General features: G+C 70.5%; 15 protein-coding genes and 1 pseudogene. 3 read left to right on the top strand and 13 right to left on the bottom strand.

All coding sequences use genetic code 11. The annotated features are described in order from the left end of the window. Positions 1 to 318 precede the first annotated feature (318 nt). The 6 genes and pseudogenes from ACWEFJ_RS21615 to ACWEFJ_RS21590 form a co-directional block, all read right to left on the bottom strand. Positions 319 to 1311: a hypothetical protein gene (locus ACWEFJ_RS21615; protein WP_449714813.1), complete on the bottom strand. Its 993-nt coding sequence runs from the start codon at positions 1309 to 1311 to the stop codon at positions 319 to 321. Positions 1312 to 1492: 181 nt separating this feature from the next. Further along, positions 1493 to 1912 carry a hypothetical protein gene (locus ACWEFJ_RS21610; RefSeq protein ID WP_449714812.1) on the bottom strand — a complete coding sequence of 140 codons (420 nt, stop codon included), beginning with the start codon at positions 1910 to 1912 and terminating at the stop codon, positions 1493 to 1495. A 143-nt stretch (positions 1913 to 2055) separates the two neighbouring features. Beyond that, on the bottom strand, positions 2056 to 2802 hold the full coding sequence (locus ACWEFJ_RS21605; RefSeq protein WP_449714811.1) for a TniB family NTP-binding protein: 747 nt from the start codon (positions 2800 to 2802) through the stop codon (positions 2056 to 2058). 424 nt (positions 2803 to 3226) lie between these two features. Next, a pseudogene (locus ACWEFJ_RS21600) lies at positions 3227 to 3799 on the bottom strand (integrase); the annotation flags it as partial. Beyond that, positions 3751 to 4635, bottom strand: a complete 885-nt coding sequence (locus ACWEFJ_RS21595; protein ID WP_449714810.1) for a hypothetical protein — start codon at positions 4633 to 4635, stop codon at positions 3751 to 3753. The gene ACWEFJ_RS21595 and the pseudogene ACWEFJ_RS21600, both read right to left, overlap by 49 nt. A 148-nt stretch (positions 4636 to 4783) precedes the next feature. Then, on the bottom strand, positions 4784 to 5542 hold the full coding sequence (locus ACWEFJ_RS21590; protein WP_449714809.1) for a TnsA-like heteromeric transposase endonuclease subunit: 759 nt from the start codon (positions 5540 to 5542) through the stop codon (positions 4784 to 4786). Between the two features lie 276 nt (positions 5543 to 5818). On the opposite strand from ACWEFJ_RS21590, the gene ACWEFJ_RS21585 reads away from it, so the two are divergent. Continuing rightward, positions 5819 to 6334: a lytic polysaccharide monooxygenase auxiliary activity family 9 protein gene (locus ACWEFJ_RS21585; RefSeq protein ID WP_378089800.1), complete on the top strand. Its 516-nt coding sequence runs from the start codon at positions 5819 to 5821 to the stop codon at positions 6332 to 6334. Positions 6335 to 6483: 149 nt separating this feature from the next. On the opposite strand, the gene ACWEFJ_RS21580 is transcribed toward ACWEFJ_RS21585, so the two are convergent. From ACWEFJ_RS21580 to ACWEFJ_RS21570, 3 genes are all read right to left on the bottom strand, one after another. Next, positions 6484 to 7212: a 3-oxoacyl-ACP reductase family protein gene (locus tag ACWEFJ_RS21580; protein WP_449714808.1), complete on the bottom strand. Its 729-nt coding sequence runs from the start codon at positions 7210 to 7212 to the stop codon at positions 6484 to 6486. Positions 7213 to 7530: 318 nt separating this feature from the next. Next, entirely contained in the window at positions 7531 to 8163 is a 633-nt protein-coding gene (locus ACWEFJ_RS21575; RefSeq protein WP_378089804.1) for a UdgX family uracil-DNA binding protein, read from the bottom strand. Then, positions 8147 to 8329 carry a CsbD family protein gene (locus ACWEFJ_RS21570; RefSeq protein ID WP_378089805.1) on the bottom strand — a complete coding sequence of 61 codons (183 nt, stop codon included), beginning with the start codon at positions 8327 to 8329 and terminating at the stop codon, positions 8147 to 8149. The genes ACWEFJ_RS21575 and ACWEFJ_RS21570 overlap by 17 nt, the downstream gene beginning before the upstream one ends. A 71-nt stretch (positions 8330 to 8400) precedes the next feature. Between ACWEFJ_RS21570 and ACWEFJ_RS21565 the strand changes: the two genes are divergently transcribed. Both ACWEFJ_RS21565 and ACWEFJ_RS21560 read left to right on the top strand, forming a co-directional pair. Further along, positions 8401 to 8760: a VOC family protein gene (locus ACWEFJ_RS21565; protein ID WP_378089807.1), complete on the top strand. Its 360-nt coding sequence runs from the start codon at positions 8401 to 8403 to the stop codon at positions 8758 to 8760. Between the two features lie 208 nt (positions 8761 to 8968). After that, entirely contained in the window at positions 8969 to 9472 is a 504-nt protein-coding gene (locus ACWEFJ_RS21560) for an ANTAR domain-containing protein (RefSeq protein ID WP_378089809.1), read from the top strand. On the opposite strand, the gene treZ is transcribed toward ACWEFJ_RS21560, so the two are convergent. Genes treZ through ACWEFJ_RS21540 form a run of 4 tightly spaced genes read right to left on the bottom strand, consistent with a single transcriptional unit; the run spans position 9432 to position 15849 of the window. Continuing rightward, positions 9432 to 11174 carry a malto-oligosyltrehalose trehalohydrolase gene (gene treZ / locus ACWEFJ_RS21555; protein WP_449714807.1) on the bottom strand — a complete coding sequence of 581 codons (1743 nt, stop codon included), beginning with the start codon at positions 11172 to 11174 and terminating at the stop codon, positions 9432 to 9434. The two genes, ACWEFJ_RS21560 and treZ, sit on opposite strands and share 41 nt — an antisense overlap. After that, on the bottom strand, positions 11171 to 13342 hold the full coding sequence (treY, locus tag ACWEFJ_RS21550; RefSeq protein ID WP_449714806.1) for a malto-oligosyltrehalose synthase: 2172 nt from the start codon (positions 13340 to 13342) through the stop codon (positions 11171 to 11173). Before treY ends, treZ begins: the two co-directional genes overlap by 4 nt. Next, on the bottom strand, positions 13339 to 15462 hold the full coding sequence (gene glgX, locus ACWEFJ_RS21545; protein WP_449714805.1) for a glycogen debranching protein GlgX: 2124 nt from the start codon (positions 15460 to 15462) through the stop codon (positions 13339 to 13341). The genes treY and glgX overlap by 4 nt, the downstream gene beginning before the upstream one ends. A 48-nt stretch (positions 15463 to 15510) precedes the next feature. Beyond that, positions 15511 to 15849 (bottom strand): hypothetical protein, encoded by a 339-nt coding sequence (locus ACWEFJ_RS21540; RefSeq protein WP_378089817.1) that lies wholly within the window; start codon positions 15847 to 15849, stop codon positions 15511 to 15513. Between the last annotated feature and the right edge of the window lie 88 nt (positions 15850 to 15937).

Genomic DNA, 15937 nt, shown 5'->3' with positions numbered 1-15937 from the left:
CCAGATTCAGCACCGAGGCATCTTCCCGGTCGAGCGGCGTGCCACCTGCACCAGCCCCAATCAACTAGTCCCGGGCTCCGCCGCCTTCGTGCGGACCCAGACAAACCCGTTATTCTGACCGCGCGAACTTGATGGCGTGAACTGTCGTTCGTCAACTAGCTCCGAACGGGTACTCGTTAAGTTGCCCGGACCTAGTTGTCCCAACTTAGGACGTTGGGAACACTACTCTCGGGAAGGCTCGGGAGGGATGCCCACGATGTTGACGATGTCAGCCGCGACCGTCAGCGGCCCTTCGGAGATCGTCGCTGAGGAGCACGATCAGGCCGGTGCGGTCCCCGTCGCCCGTAGGGTCCGCAGCTGCGCCAAGGACAACTCCCGCGTCCGGTCCGACACGGGCGAGGACGTCCAGTCGTTCAAATGACGGTTCGCCGTCACCTGACTCGTGTCAGGGGTGATGTCGTGACCGTCGGAGGCCACGATCTTCTCGATCATCTCGGCGAATTTCCCAGGCCCACCGCCGCCATAACCGACGCTGTAGCCCTCGCCGGTCTTCTCTGGCAGGAAGTGCAGCTCGCCGCGGTCGTTGCGCAGCCACATGACGCCAGCCTCCCGATCGATGATCAACCGCTCGAGCGCCTGACCCTCGGGCAGCGACAACGGGGCGAATGTCCAGTAGGTCCAGTTCTCGATGTTCCCGCTGACCGTGCGGTAGTGCTGTTTCACCACCGGCATCCAGGTGAGCGGATCGTAGAGGGTCGTTAGGCACAGGCAGCCGTCGCCGGCGACTGCCGACGGCGACTCGGGGTCGTCGAAGACGCAGGGATCCCACAGTCGCGGGGCCTCATCATTGGAGACCAGGGCCATGTGAAGTGGGGTCGGCTCGGTGTCTTGCAACCGGCCAATCCACTCCTGCGTGTACCGGCTGGACTTGCGCAGTTGCTGGGTGGCATTGAGCGCAGATCCCCAGTACTTCGGTGTTTCGCTGTAGAGCACGAAATTGAACCATCCTCGCTGCGGATCATAAGTCAGGTTCAATTCGCGCCCAGGCTGGTAGGCCATCAGTCGGGAACCCCTTCCGTGGTCGGTTCTGCCAGCGTCCCATACGCCCCCGATAAGATCGATCGGCAGCCCCTGGGATAAAGGGAGATTCAGCCAATCGGCGCAACCGCGATCACTGGCAGGGTCAGCGAAGAGCAGGGACGCGCTGAACGTGTCAGGCGTGGCGTGGGGCGGGATGAGCAAGGCGAGCAGGCGCTCGCGCGCGTAGGTGCTGCCGACCAGCGCCAACCACGACGCGACATCCGGCGGCAACGGGTCCCCCCTGAGCCACCGAGATCGGCGCGTTCAGCAGGACCTGGAACTGCTCCACCAGCGCTTGGTCCACCGATGTCCAGAAGTAGTCGTCGTCGGCCATACGGACCAGGGTCCGGAGTGGGACGTGCCTCGCGTCCTGCGGAAGCCCGTCGTTCGCCTGCCCGCAACTCTAGAACAGCTACCGGTCGAGATCGGCCTGCAGGACTGCCAGCGAGTGGGTCCGAGCGGCGTCAGTAGCAGCGCGCGGCAGCGGCGAGGTACGGAGAGGGACGTCGCAGTCCTTTTTGACCGGTTTCCTCTCCCAGGCAGCGGTCATCTGCGGACCGGCTTCCCGCTGAGCGGCCGTGACGAACGCGTCATAGGCAGCACGCACCTCTATGGTGCCGTAGATCGCTATCCATCCGGTGTAGAAGCTGATCCGTGACTTGACGTCGCTGATGTGCTGGGTTATCTCGCGACGAGCCTGCGAGGAACCGTCCTTTCTGAGGATGCGGTAGGGGCATTCCATGTAGTCCTCAACCGCCCGCACAGCCTCGGCATACAGGTTGGCTTTCTGCTGTCTGCGGGTCTCCCGCTGCTGGGTAGTGAACGCCTTCACCGCAACGATGGCGGCGACGATCCCTACGGTAAGCGTGGCAACCGCACCGATGAAGGTGGCGATGTTGGCGGCGGTGGTGCCATCCTAGAAGCCCGGCCCTGGCTGCTCCGCCGTGGTGGTCGCCGCAGCAGTCAAGGCCCGGTTCACGCGAACCGGCCGGCGATCTGGCGGCCGCGGGGTCCGGCGAACATGCCGCGTTCTTCAACCTCGATCCCGGCGTAGGCGAAGGTGGCCGGGAGTCGTTCGGCGAAGTATTTGAGCTGGTCGGAGACCTCGGCGCGGGCGCGGGTGTCGAGGATGTTGTGGATCTCGTCGATCAGTACCAGTTCCAGGTGGGTGCGGGCGGCAACGGCGCAGACGGTGTTGACGATGTCGGGCATGGTCGCGCGCGAGTTGAACTCGACGCCGTAGAACCGCGCGAACTCGACCGCGAGCATCTTCGGGGTCGCGTCTGTGGGAACCGTGACATAGACGACCGGGATCCGATCCTGCCCGGCGCGGCCGGGGTGGCGTTTGCGGACCGCGCGTTCGTGGATGCGGCCGAGTTGGGTGAGCGCGGTGGTCTTTCCTGTGCCGGATACGCCGGAGAGGATCATGCCTCGTCGGGCGGAGATCTGGCCGCGGTTGAGCTGGACCAGCAAGCGCCCGGTGGTCAGCAGTTCCCGGATGACCGGGGTGTGGGCCAGTGGCAGGTCGCTGTGGTAGTCGCGGCGGGCTTGGACCAGTTCGGCGCGTGCCCGAGCCGACAACGAGGCGAGTTCGGCGGCGGTCGGGAGGACCGGTGGGACGCTTTGGTGCTCGACGAACCGCCGCCAGCCTTCCCTGGTGGTCAGTGACTCGTCGGGCACGAGTTGGTCGACGTGGTCGAGCTCGGCTTGCAGCGTGGTCATAGCCACCTTCCGCTTCTGCGTCGGCGTCGAAGACACCGAACGGAATGACCTGCGCCTTCTGCGCGGCGGGTGTCGGGTCGGCTTGGGATGCGTGCCTGTCGTCGCCCTCGGCCGCTGCGGGAAGTTCGGGCCGGTGCGCGGCTGCGGCGGTGCGGGTGCGGGCGGCGATTCGTGCGCCGGACTTGTCCGGTCCGTGCTCGGCGCGGGTGAGCAGGGCGTCCAGCGCGCGGGCGATCTCGGTTTCGGTCGCCGGTTCATGCTTGTGCCGGCCAGCCTGTTCGGCGAGACGGCGGGCGTGGCGCCAGGTGAAATCGGCGAACGGGGCGGTGATCATCGACCGGTGCGTCCAGGGAACGGTGATCCCGCCACCCGGCGTGCGGACGAAGACCTGGGAGAGATCGTATGGGTCGTAGTGGATTTCCCAGAGGCCGCGCTTGCCAGTCAGCCCGGAGTGCTGCCGCCGGTAGTCGCCGAGTTCGGGGCAGTCGTAGGTGCGGTAGTCGATCCGGATGCCGTAGTCGTTGATCACGCGCCATTTCACCGGCAGCAGTTCGAGGTAGTCGGTGCCGGTCAAGGTGAGCGGGAGGTAGCCCGCGATCGCGACGAGCGCGGCGTAGCGCTCGTTCGGGGTCAGCGTCCGGCGCGGGGCGTGTGGATCGCGCAGGGCGTCGTGCGGGCGGTGCTGCCAGCCGACGATCAGCCATTCGTCGAGCAGGTCCTGTAGCTGGTCCAGCGTCCAGGCGGCGGCGATACCCCTCCCGCGCTGCTGGGTGTTGGCTCCCTTGAACCCGGCGACATGCTGGACGAACAGTGTCTTGATCGCCTTGAACGTCGCCTCGACCACGGCCTTGTCGGTCGGGGTGTCCTTGCGTGCGGGCTGGACGGAGATCCCGAGCCGTTCGCAGGCGCGGGTAAAGGTTTCGGAGACGAACACTCGCCCGTGGTCGATCACGACCTGGTCGGGGACGATGACCGGCCGAGCCGCAGCCTCGCGCATCCGTGCGTCGATGTCGAGCAGCCGCTGGAACGGCAGCCGGGATGCCGACATCCGCAGCGCATCGGTCCAACCGGGCCGCATCGGTTCTGGGACGAGCATCTTGGCCAGTAGCGCAAGGAAGCATCGACTGCTTTGGTGCCCACCGGGCGCAGCACCGCCGTGCAGATGGTGCGTGTGGCGACGTCGACGGCGATGGTCAGATCGGCCTTGACCGGGACGCCGTCGGCGGCCAGGACCATGACGTCGATCGGTGTGGAGTCGATCTGGACCTGCTCACCGGGGCGCGCCGCGATCGTCGCGGTGAACGCCCCGGACGGGCGATTCGCCGTTTGCCGCCGGGTGACCGCTGAGCCGAAGGTGTGCCGCCCGACCGTCAGACGGTCGACCAGCTCGTAGAAGGCACTGCGCCCCGGCAGTGGCACCACCCCGACGCCGTGCAGCTCCTCGACACGCTTGGTGGCGCGGCGGATCAATCGCGATCGCGTGCCCGTCGACACGTCCGTCTCCGCCGCGATCAGCTCCCGCAGCACCTCCACCAACCGGACGTCGGCCTGTCCGGCGACATCCAGGCGGCGTGCCGCGCGCTGGTCGACCAAGCCCCAAAGGCCCTGCGCCTCGAAGAGGGCGCGCTTGCGTTCGACCGTGCGGAATCCGACGCCCAACTCGGTAGCCTTGGCGTGCTGACGCTCGGCCAGTGTCGTGCTGTGAGGGTCGTAACCCGGCCGTGGGACCGCGCCGGGCCCAGCTCCCGGCGGTAGACCGGTCTGCACTTCGATCAAGTGGTCACGCCAACGTTCGGCTTCGGTGACGACCTCGGTGGGCAGGGCGTCCAGCAACCCGAACGGCTCGACCGCGGTAGCACGACCTGCTCCCCGCCGGCGTCTGCACGCAACCGGACCATCGAGCCTGCGAGCCCTACCACCAAGTGTTCGTCGCCGTCGAACGCGACTCGGTCGCCGACCCTCAGAACCGCCCCGGCCGAGATCACCAGCCCACCGCCTCGGCCGTCACGATGGACTCTGGGTGCAGCGGTTGGTCCAGGTCGGTGTGCAGCTCCTGCCGCCAGAGCAGGTGGAACAGCACCGGCAGCACCTCGATCGGATCGCCGACCTCCTCAGCTCCGTGCAGCAGCCCGGCCGGGGCGGCGAACGCCGTGCGCAGCGCCGCGGCGACGTCATCGAGCTGGTGGCGGGGATGGCGGTAGCCGGCCAACCAGCGCACGTTCGCCAGCAGCGTCTGCGGCAGGCTGCCGACGACGTCATAGTCCCAGCCCAGCGCCTCGCAAGCCTTCCGCGTTGCATCGAACGCGACCCGGTCGCGTGGCTTGATCCGATTCGCCGCGCGGACATCGAGCACCAGCGCGGACCCGTCGGCACGACGGGCGAAGTAATCCGGGGCGTGCGACCGGGCCTTGCCATCCGCCGTGGTCCAGAACAGCCAGAACGGCTGCGAGGCGATGCCGACGACATCGGGGTCGAAGTCCAGGAGGATCAGCCGGTCGCGCTCCAGCCACGACTCGTAGCCCACCAGGCCGCCGGTCGTCGCGGTCCACCAGCGCCCGTTGTAGTGGCGCTGGCCCTTGTACGAGGGGAACCCCCGCACCGGCGAACACGCCTCGAACGGCACTGACCATGCCTCGGTCAGCGCAACACGCTGCTCCCTGCCTTCGTCGGCGTACGAGAACTCGAAGCCGCCGAGAACCGCGGCCGGGGCGTCCCCAGGGACAAGATCCAGCTCAGGCACAGGGGCATTCTCCCGGTCATCGACCAGCCAGCCTCACGGGTGTCCCGCCATGTTTCCTGGACACCCGCCAATCAGCCCGCCAACTATGCCGGACTCCGCCATGTTCGCCCGGACAGGACACAAGCTTCGAGATTGCGCCGAACAGGACGTTGTCATCACGTGGTCACGGAGAGTATGGTCTAGACCTAGCCGCCGCGTTTGGGTGAACGACCACCCAGCGCACTCGGGTTGGCGTTCGCCACAAGCGTTTCCGCCCATCCGATCAGAGGAGTCCACATGTCACTCCGCCGAAGGATCGCCGCGGTGGCGGCCGGCGTGCTCGCCGCGCCGCTCGTGACGGTCGCCCTGCCCTCGGCGCCCGCGTTCGCGCACGGCTACGTCTCGTCACCGGCGAGCCGCCAGGCCCAATGCGCCCGCGGTGTCGTGTCGTGCGGCGACATCAAGTGGGAGCCGCAGAGCGTCGAAGGCCCGAAGGGCCTGCGGAGCTGCAACGGCGGCGTCGCCAGGTTCGCCGAGCTGAACGACAACAACAAGGGCTGGCAGGTCGCCAACACCGGCCGCACCATCTCGTTCACCTGGACCTTCACCGCCCGGCACCGCACCGCCAACTACGAGTACTACGTCGGCGGCAAGCGGGTCGGCTTCGTCGACGGCGGCATGCAGCAGCCCCCGGCCTCCGTGACGCACACGGTGAACCTGGGCGCGTCGGGCCGCCAGACGGTGCTCGCCATCTGGAACATCGGCGACACCTCCAACGCGTTCTACGCCTGCATCGACGTGAACGCGAGCTAACCCGAGAGTCCTACGTCCAGCACGCGAGAGTCCTACGTTCACGGACCCCGAATTCAACGCTCGGCGCGGCCCGAGGGAGCGCTGAGCGTTGAACTCACGTGTCCCGAACGTAGGACTCTCGCCGCGTGAACGCAGGACTCTCGCGGGGGTCAGGCGGTGAAGCCGCCGTCCACGTGCAGTTGGGCGCCCGTCACGTAACGCGCCTCGTCGGACGCCAGGAACGCCACGGCCGCCGCCACCTCCTCCGGCACGGCGTAACGCCCCACCGCCGTGAAGCCGCGGATGACGTCGGCGCCGTCGCCGTCCGCCGGGTTCGCGTCGGTGTCCGTCGCACCGGGGTGCACGAGGTTCACCGTGATCCCCCGCGGCCCCAGCTCCCGCGCCAACGCCTTCGTCATCCCCGCCAACGCCGCCTTCGACGCCGCGTACAGCGAGAACCCGGGGAACACCGCCCGCTCGGCCACGTTGCTCCCGATCCCGATGACCCGGCCGCCGTCGCCCAGGTGCGGCAGCGCCGCCTTCACCGCCACGAACGCCGCCCGCACGTTCACCGCGAAGGTCCGGTCGAACTCCGCCACGCCCAGCTCCTCCACCGGCCCGACGACGAACTCCCCGGCGTTGTTCACCAGCACGTCCAGCCGCCCCAGCACGGCCACGGCCTCCTCGACCGCGCCCGCCACCGCGTCGGCGTCACCGCTGTCCGCCCGCACGGCGACCACCCGCCGCCCCAGGCCCTTCACCCGGTCGACCACGTCGCCCGGTCCGTTCCGGTACGTGATCGCCACGTCCGCGCCCAGCTCGGCCAACCGCACCGCGACCGCCGCGCCGATCCCCCTGCTGCCGCCCGTGACCAGGGCGACCTTGCCGTCGAAAGCCATGCCGACGATCCTGCCGACGCGCCGGGCCGGAGTCCGGCGGGAATCGGACCGGGGCGTCCGGACCGGGCCGGAAATCTCGTTGCGGGGTCCGCCGCACCTCGCATAGGTTCGTGGTACACGAGGAAGGAGGTGGTCCGAAGTTGAATAGCTATAGGACTCGTCGTGAGGTGGCTGTCCGCTAGGACCGACCTTTCCCAGGTGGTCTGGGCGAATCCCAGGCAGCCACCCGGCCCCCGTGACCCCGAGCCCAGTCCAGCTCGGCCCGCACCCCGTGCGGGAAGTGGTCAGGGGGCCGCTTCACGTTCCGCGGCCGACGGGTCAGCCCAGGTGCGCGCGCACGACCCGCAGGTCGGCCAGGAACGCCCGGTACGCCTCGTCCCGGTCGGGGGCGCGCAGCACGGCGGACGGGTGCACGGTCGCGATCACGTCGTGGTCCTCGACCCGCTCCACCTGCCCGCGCCGCTCGCTGACCTTGAACGAGCTGCCCAGCACGGCCTTGGCGGCCGTCGCGCCCAGGCACACCACGAGGTCGGGGCGCACCCGCGCCAGCTCGGCCCGCAGCCACGGCAGGCAGGCCAGGACCTCGCCCCGCGTCGGCGACTTGTGGATGCGCCGCTTCCCGCGCTCGGCGGGGACGAACTTGAAGTGCTTGACCGCGTTGGTCAGGTAGACGCCCTCACGGGCCAGGTCGGCCTCGTCCAGCGCCTTGTCCAGCAGCCGCCCGGCGGGCCCGACGAACGGCTCGCCCTGCCGGTCCTCCACGTCGCCGGGCTGCTCCCCGACGAGCACGAGCCTGGCGTCCTCCGGCCCCGCGCCGAACACGGTCTGCGTGGCGGGCTCGTAGAGGTCGCAGCCCCGGCACCCGGCCGCCGCACGGCGCAGCGCCGCCAGGTCCGCGCCTTCCGGCACGAACGAGGCGGCGCTGGTGGTCCGGTCAGTGGTCGTTGCCACGGAAGGCGTCCTTGACCTTCTCCCCTGCCTGCTTGAGCGAGCCCTTGGCCTGCTCGGTGCGCCCCTCGGCCTGCCACTGCTCGTTGTCGGTGGCGTCGCCGACCGCCGCCTTGGCCTTGCCCTTGAGCTCCTCGGCCTTGTTGTTGAGCTTGTCGTCGGTGCCCATGACCGTCCTCTCGTCGGCGGTTCGCTTGCACCGGACGAGTACCCGCCACCCGGACGGGGAAACTCCGACGCATGACCGCACGCATCGAAGCCATCGCCCTCGACTGCCCGTCGGACCAGGTCAAGGCCCTGGAGGAGTTCTGGTGCGCGGCCCTCGGGCACCACGTCGCCGGCCGCTGGAAGGACCCCAAGGGGGTCGAGTACACCGAGCTGGCGGGTGACGGCCCGACGCTCGTGCTGCAACCCGTCACCGGGCCGAAGCGGACCAAGAACCGGGTGCACCTCGACCTCGCGCCCGACGGCGACCGGGACGCGGAGGTGACCCGGCTCACCGGCCTGGGCGCACGCGTGGTCGACGCCGACCCGGCCCTGCCGTGGGTGGTGTGCGCCGACCCCGCGGGCAACGAGTTCTGCGTGCTCCCGGCGCGCTGAAGCCCCTCCGCTTGCACCTCACCGGCCCTCCTCTACTACGGTGATCGTCTACGCGGTTGAAAAGCCAGCCGCAAGCCACCCGGCACCCGCAAGGGCACCTGGGTCAGCGAGAGCTGTGGGCTTGCCGGTGCTGGCACCCGCGTGTCCTGACGCTCTCGCACTGCTGGCCTGGCTGACCGGTACCGACGTGCGAGAGAGGAGCCCGACCGTGGTCGGGGACAACGGGCGTGACGATTCGCTGACCGCGCGGATCGCCGGCCTCGAGGCCGAGATCGTGGGACTGCGCAAAGCCGTGCAGACGCGCACGGTGATCGGACAGGCCACCGGCCTGATATCCGCGGTGCAGGGCTGCACGCCCCAGGAGGGCTTCCAGCTCCTGGTGCGGATGTCGCAGCACCACAACGTGAAGCTGCACACGATCGCGCTGAAGTTGCTCGACCTCTCCGCCGAGCTGGGACCCCGGCAGGCGGTGCGCGCCGTGCACGCCTCCACCGAACCGCACGACGTCCCGATCGTCGTCTCGCAGTGGCCCGGGGTGGAGGTCGTGCACGCCGCGCGCAGGCTCGTCGCGGCCTACGACGCCGCCCAGGGTTCGGGCGACGACCGGCCGGAGGTGCGAAGACAGCTCGCCGACCAGGTCGAGCTGGCCGGTCGGCTGCTGGCGGAGAAGCTCAGCGAGGTGGGCTGGCTGGCCCCGGACCAGGGTCCGTGACGGGGCCGTCCAGGATCGCGAAGGAGTCGGCGGGCAGGTGCACCGCCTGCCCGTCCACCTTCACCTCGGCCGACGCCAGCAGCACCCCGGCCGGCTCGACGTCCAGCCGCACCTCGGCGTCCTCCCCCAGGTTGCACACCACCCGCAGCCCGCCGCGGTGCAGCACGAGGACCGAGCCCTCCTCCCGCACGCCGAACCGGTCCAGCCTCGGGTCGGCCAGCTCGGGGCGGGTCCGGCGCAGCGCGATCAGCGACCGGTAGAGGTCGACCAGCTCGCGGTGGCCCGGCTCGGACACCTCGTCCCAGCGCAGCGTGGACCGCCGCACGGTCTCCGGGTCGATCGGGTCGGGCACCTCCGACTCGCCCCAGCCGTGGCGGCCGAACTCGCGCCGCCGCCCGGTGCGCACGGCCTCGGCCAGCTCCGGGTCCGGGAAGGACGCGAAGAACTGCCACGGCGTGCTCGCCGCCCACTCCTCGCCCATGAAGATCATCGGCGTGTAGGGGGAGCACAGCACGATCGCCGCGCCCACGGCCTGCCGCTGCCAGGGCACCGCCGCCGACAGCCGGTCGCCGGCGGCGCGGTTGCCGACCTGGTCGTGGTTCTGCAGGTAGGCCAGGAACCGGTAGCCGGGCAGCCGGTCGCGGTCCACCGGGCGGCCGTGGCGGCGGCCCCGGAACGACGACCACGTGCCGGCGTGCAGGAACACCTCGCGCAGGGTCCGGCCCAGCTCGCCCTCGAAGTCCGGGTAGTAGCCGAACGTCTCGCCGGTCAGCGCCACGTGCAGCGCGTGGTGCAGGTCGTCGGCCCACTGGGCGTGCAGGCCGTAGCCGCCGCCCTCCCGGGCCGTCACGAGCCTGGCGTCGTTGAGGTCGGACTCGGCGATCAGCGTCAGCGGCCGGCCCACGGCGGCCGACAACGCGTCCACCTCGACGGCGAGCTGTTCCAGCACGTGCAGCGCGCTGCGGTCCACGAGGGCGTGCACGGCGTCCAGGCGCAGCCCGTCGACGTGGAAGTCCCGCAGCCAGCCCAGCGCGTTGTCCACGACGTACCGGCGCACCTCGTCGGCGCCCTCGCCGTCGAGGTTCAGGCCCGGTCCCCAGTCGTTGCTGCCCGCGAAGTACGGCCCGAACCGGTCGAGGTACGCGCCGGACGGCCCGAGGTGGTTGTAGACGACGTCCAGGACCACGGCGAGCCCGCGCCCGTGGCAGGCGTCCACGAACCGCTTGAACCCGTCCGGCCCGCCGTAGGGCTCGTGCACCGCGCCCCACAGCACCCCGTCGTAGCCCCAGCCCGCGACGCCGTCGAACGCGTTGACCGGCAGCACCTCGACGTGCGTGACGCCCAGGTCGACCAGGTGGTCCAGCCGCCCGATCGCGCCGTCGAACGTGCCCTCGGGCGTGAACGTGCCGATGTGCAGCTCGTAGAGCACCGCGCCGGGCAGCGCCCGCCCGGTCCACCGGTGGTCGGTCCACTCGAACGCGGAGTGGTCGTACACCCGCGACGTCCCGTGCACCCCGGCCGGCTGCCACCGCGACCGCGGGTCGGGCAGCACGTCGTCGGAGTCGCCCAGCAGGAACCCGTAGTCGAGCCCGTCCGCGTCGCAGTGCCACCACCCGCCGGCGCCGGCCGTCATCTCGTGGTCCCGACCGTCGACCCGGACCCGGACGCGCTCGTGCGCCGGCGCCCACACCGAGAAAGTCACTGATCTCCTCTTACCAGCAGTGCCACGGGGTAGCGGTCCAGCAGGTCCGCGAGCAGCGGTCCGGCCGGCCGGGAGGTGAGCACGTCGGTCCACTCCCCCGGCGGCAGCGGGAGCACCGTGTCGCCCCAGCCGCCCGCCGCCGCCAATCCCACCGGGAGCCGGGTCGCCACCGCGACCAGACCGGTCCGTTCGAACGCGACTACGTGCGGTGCGGCCCGGCCCGACGCGGGCAGCGGCCGGTAGCCGCGGAACAGCTCGGGCCGTTCCCGGCGCAACCGCAGCGCGCGCTGCACCACCAGCAGCTTCGCCGCGCCCGAGTCGTCCACGTCGGGCAGCCAGCCGTTCTCGATCCGGGCCAGCAGCCGCCGCCGCACGTCGTAGTCCACGGGCCGCCGGTTGTCCGGGTCGACCAGGGAGAGGTCCCACAGCTCGGTGCCCTGGTACACGTCCGGCACGCCGGGCGCGGTGAGCTGCACGAGCTTCTGCCCGAGCGCGTTGGACCAGCCCGGCGCGACGATCCGGTCCACGAACGAGGCCACCTCGGCGGCCACCGGGCCGGCCAGCACCTCGTCGGGCCACGCCGCCACGGCCGCCTCGAACTCCTCGTCGTGGTCGACCCACGTCGTGCGGACCTTCGACTCCTTGGCCGCCTTGTCCAGGTAGGCGCGCATCCGGTCGGCGCCGATCGGCCACGCGCCGACCAGCGACTGCCACGCCAGCAGGTTCAGCGACGGCTCGTCGATCGGGTGCGCGGCGGTCCACCGGCGCACCGCCTCGGCGAACTCGCCGGACAGCTCGGACAGCACCGCGAGCCGGGCCCGCACGTCCTCGGACCGCTTGGTGTCGTGCGTCGACAGGGCCGTCATCGCCGCCGGCGACCCCGCCTCCCGCGCCGCCGCCCGCGCGTGGAACTCCGCCGGCGGCACGCCGAACCGGTCCGGCGCGCCGCCCACCTCGTTGAGCGCCACGAACCGGGTGAACCGGTAGAAGGCCGTGTCCTCGGTGCCCTTGGCGACCACCATGCCGGAGGTCTGCTGGACGCGGGTGGCCAGCTCGCCGTGCGGCTCGGCCCGGACCTGCCGGTCCAGCTCGCGCGCCGCGGGCGAGGCCGAGGCGCCCACCGCCGCCGTCCACGCGTCGAGCCCTTCGGGCAGGTAGGAGCGGTAGACCGGGAACGCCGCCATGACCTCGGCGACCGCCCGTTCCGCCTCCCCCCGGTCCACGCCGCGCACCAGGGCGGCGATCCGACGCACCTCGGCGCGCAGGATCGACCCCGTGACCAGGTCGCGGGACTCCCGCTCGACCGCGGCGAAGTCGGTGGGCGCGCCCAGCCCGCCGGCCAGCGCGGTGAACGCCTCCTCGCCCGCCGGGTCCACGAACAGCCCGCACACCTCGCGCAACGCGTCGTAGCCCGTGGTGCCGTCCGCAGGCCAGCTCGCGGGCAGCCGCTCGTCCGCGCCGAGGATCTTCTCCACCACCAGCCACACGCCGGCGCGCTCCTTGAGCCGCCGCACGTACCCGCCGGGGTCGGCCAGGCCGTCCGGGTGGTCCACCCGCAGCCCGGTCACCTCGCCCGCCGCCACCCACCGCAGCACCTCGCCGTGGGTGGCGTCGAACACCTCCGGGTCCTCCACCCGCACCGCCGCGAGGGTGGTGATGTCGAAGAACCGCCGGTAGTTCAGCTCGGTGTTGCCGCGCCGCCAGTGCACCAGCCGGTAGTGCTCGTGCTCCTCCTCCGACGCCTCGTCGGCGGCGAACGGCAGCAGCAGCGGCCCGGAGTCCCAGTCGATGTCGAAGAACTTCGCGTACCGGGACTCCCGGCCGTGCCGCAGCACGTCCCACCACCACTTGTTGACGTCGTCCGGGCCGACGGCCATGTGGTTGGGCACGATGTCGAGCACGAACCCGAGGCCGGCCCGCCGCAGCGCCTTGTGCAGCGACACCCGGCCCGTCTCGCCGCCCAGCTCCTCCCGGGCGCGGGTCGGGTCGACCACGTCGTAGCCGTGCGTGGAGCCGGGCACGGCCTCCAGCACCGGTGACGCGTACAGCGCGCCCACGCCCAGCGCGTCGAGGTAGTCGACCACGGCCTCGGCGTCGGCGAACGTGAACCCGGGGGTGAACTGGATGCGGTAGGTCGACGCGGGAGGTGCGCCGTGGGGGCCGCTCACTCCTGCTCCACCCGCTGGAGCACGACCAGCGACCGGGCCACGAGCGTGACCTTGCCGCCCGCGGGCACCGGCTCCCCCGCGTCCGGCGGGGTCACCGCGCCGGTCGCGGTGTCGATCACGACCGTCCACTGGGGACCGTAGCCCTCCTCCGGGAGCGTGACCTCGATGTCCTCGTCGTGCGCGTTGAACGCGAGCAGGAACGAGTCGTCCAGCACGCGCATGCCGCGCTGGTCGAGGTCGGGTATGCCCTCGCCGTTGAGGAACACCACGACGCAGCGGCCGAAGTCGTCACCCCAGTTCCGCTCTGTCATCTCTTCACCCGAAGGCGTGAACCAGGCGATGTCGCGCAGCTCGTCGCCCTTGCGGATCGGCTTGCCCTGGAAGAACCGGCGCCGCCGCAGCACGGGGTGCTGCCTGCGGAACTCGGTCAGGGCGGAGGTGAACTCCAGCAGGTCGCGGTTCTTCTCGGCCAGCGTCCAGTCCACCCAGGACAGCTCGTTGTCCTGGCAGTAGGCGTTGTTGTTGCCCTTCTGGGTGCGGCCCAGCTCGTCGCCGTGCAGCAGCATCGGCACGCCCTGCGACAGCAGCATGGTCGCCAGCAGGTTGCGGCGCTGCCGGGCCCGCAGGTCGTTGACCTCGGGGTCGTCGGTCGGCCCCTCGACGCCGCAGTTCCACGACCGGTTGTCGTCCGCGCCGTCGCGGCCGTCCTCGCCGTTGGCGTCGTTGTGCTTGCCGTTGTAGGAGACCAGGTCGTTGAGCGTGAACCCGTCGTGCGCGGTGACGAAGTTGATCGACGCGTACGGCCGGCGGCCGTCGTCCTGGTAGAGGTCCGACGAGCCGGTGATGCGGGACGCGAACTCGCCCAGCGTGGCGGGCTCGCCACGCCAGAAGTCGCGCACCGTGTCGCGGTACTTGCCGTTCCACTCCGTCCACAGCGGCGGGAAGTTGCCCACCTGGTAGCCGCCCGGCCCGACGTCCCACGGCTCGGCGATCAGCTTGACCTGGCTCACCACCGGGTCCTGCTGCACCAGGTCGAAGAACGTGGACAGCCGGTCCACGTCGTAGAACTCGCGGGCCAGGGTCGCGGCCAGGTCGAACCGGAACCCGTCGACCCGCATCTCCGTCACCCAGTAGCGCAGCGAGTCCATGATGAGCTGCAACGTGTGCGGGCTGCGCACGTTCAGCGAGTTCCCGGTGCCGGTGTAGTCCATGTAGAACTTCGGCTCGTCGTCCACCAGCCGGTAGTACGCCTGGTTGTCGATGCCGCGCATGGACACCGTGGGGCCCAGGTGGTTGCCCTCGGCGGTGTGGTTGTAGACCACGTCGAGGATGACCTCGATGCCCGCCTCGTGCAGGGCGCGCACCATGCCCTTGAACTCCTGCACCTGGTTCGCCGACTCCGGCATCGCCGCGTAACCGGCGTGCGGCGCGAAGAACCCGATCGTGTTGTAGCCCCAGTAGTTGCGCAGGCCCTTCTGCTGCAGCGCGTGGTCGTTGACGAAGTGGTGCACCGGCATCAGCTCGACCGCCGTGACGCCGAGGCCCTTGAGGTGGTCGATCACCGAGGGGTGCGCCAGGCCCGCGTACGTGCCGCGCAGCCCCTCCGGCACCTCGGGGTGCTGCATGGTCAGGCCGCGCACGTGGGTCTCGTAGATGACCGACTCGTTGTACGGCGTCTTCGGCGGGCGGTCGTTCGCCCAGTCGAAGAACGGGTTGACCACGACCGACAGCGGCACGTGGCCCGCCGAGTCGAGGTCGTTGCGCGCGGACGGGTTGTCGAACCGGTAGTCGAACAGCGACTCGTGCCAGTCGACGTCGCCCGTGATCGCCTTGGCGTACGGGTCGATGAGCAGCTTGTTCGGGTTGCAACGCAGACCGCGGTCCGGGTCGTACGGACCGTGCACGCGATAACCGTACTTCTGCCCCGGACCGACCCCGAGCAGGTAGCCGTGGTGGACGAAGCCGTCCACCTCCGGCAGCCGGACGCGGGTCTCGGTCCCGTCGTCGTCGAACAGGCACAGCTCGACGTACTCCGCGACTTCGGAGAAGAGGGTGAAGTTGGTGCCCACGCCGTCGTAAGCGGCGCCGAGCGGGTAGGGAGTTCCGGGCCACGGCCGCACAGGGATTCCTCCGGACGAGCTTGGACGATCGACCCCTACCGTTCTAGATCACGTTCTGCCGCCGTGCGACCGGACGAGCTGTCCGCGCGCGGCGACCAGCAGGAGCCTGGCCTCTTGCAGTTCGCAGTAGCGCAGGTGCTCGCAGGCGGCCTCGGCGCAGGCCACCGCCTGGGCCAGCGCCGCGTCCGAGCCCGCGTCGGTGCGCCGCAGAGCGTCCCGAAGGGACTCTTCCGCGTGGCTCGCGCCGGCGAGCGGGTCGGCGAGGTTCGACGGGCGGACGGCCACCAGAACCCGCTCCACGGCGGTCTCCAGGGCGTCCGTCGGCCTGCTGTGGGGGATCATCTGCTCGGGCACCAGCCCGGTACGGGACACCAAGTCGGTGTTCACGGGAGACTGCCACCTCCAACCTTGGCGCGGGTGACTGGTTGACGATACTCCGCGGCGGTGCCGCGCGCTGTGACGTGCCGGTGTCGCT

It is taken from the genome of Actinosynnema sp. NPDC004786, assembly GCF_053601135.1.
The sequence above is the reverse complement of the archived record's forward strand: the minus strand, read 5'-3'. Positions and strand labels throughout refer to the sequence as shown.

Excerpts from the sequence above, each read along its gene's own strand:
- ACWEFJ_RS21580 (WP_449714808.1), bottom strand. The coding sequence starts at position 7,212 with ATGGCTTTCGACGGCAAGGTCGCCCTGGTCACGGGCGGCAGCAGGGGG.
- ACWEFJ_RS21565 (WP_378089807.1), top strand. The coding sequence starts at position 8,401 with ATGACCGCACGCATCGAAGCCATCGCCCTCGACTGCCCGTCGGACCAG.
- ACWEFJ_RS21605 (WP_449714811.1), bottom strand. The coding sequence starts at position 2,802 with ATGACCACGCTGCAAGCCGAGCTCGACCACGTCGACCAACTCGTGCCC.
- ACWEFJ_RS21570 (WP_378089805.1), bottom strand. The coding sequence starts at position 8,329 with ATGGGCACCGACGACAAGCTCAACAACAAGGCCGAGGAGCTCAAGGGC.
- ACWEFJ_RS21585 (WP_378089800.1), top strand. The coding sequence starts at position 5,819 with ATGTCACTCCGCCGAAGGATCGCCGCGGTGGCGGCCGGCGTGCTCGCC.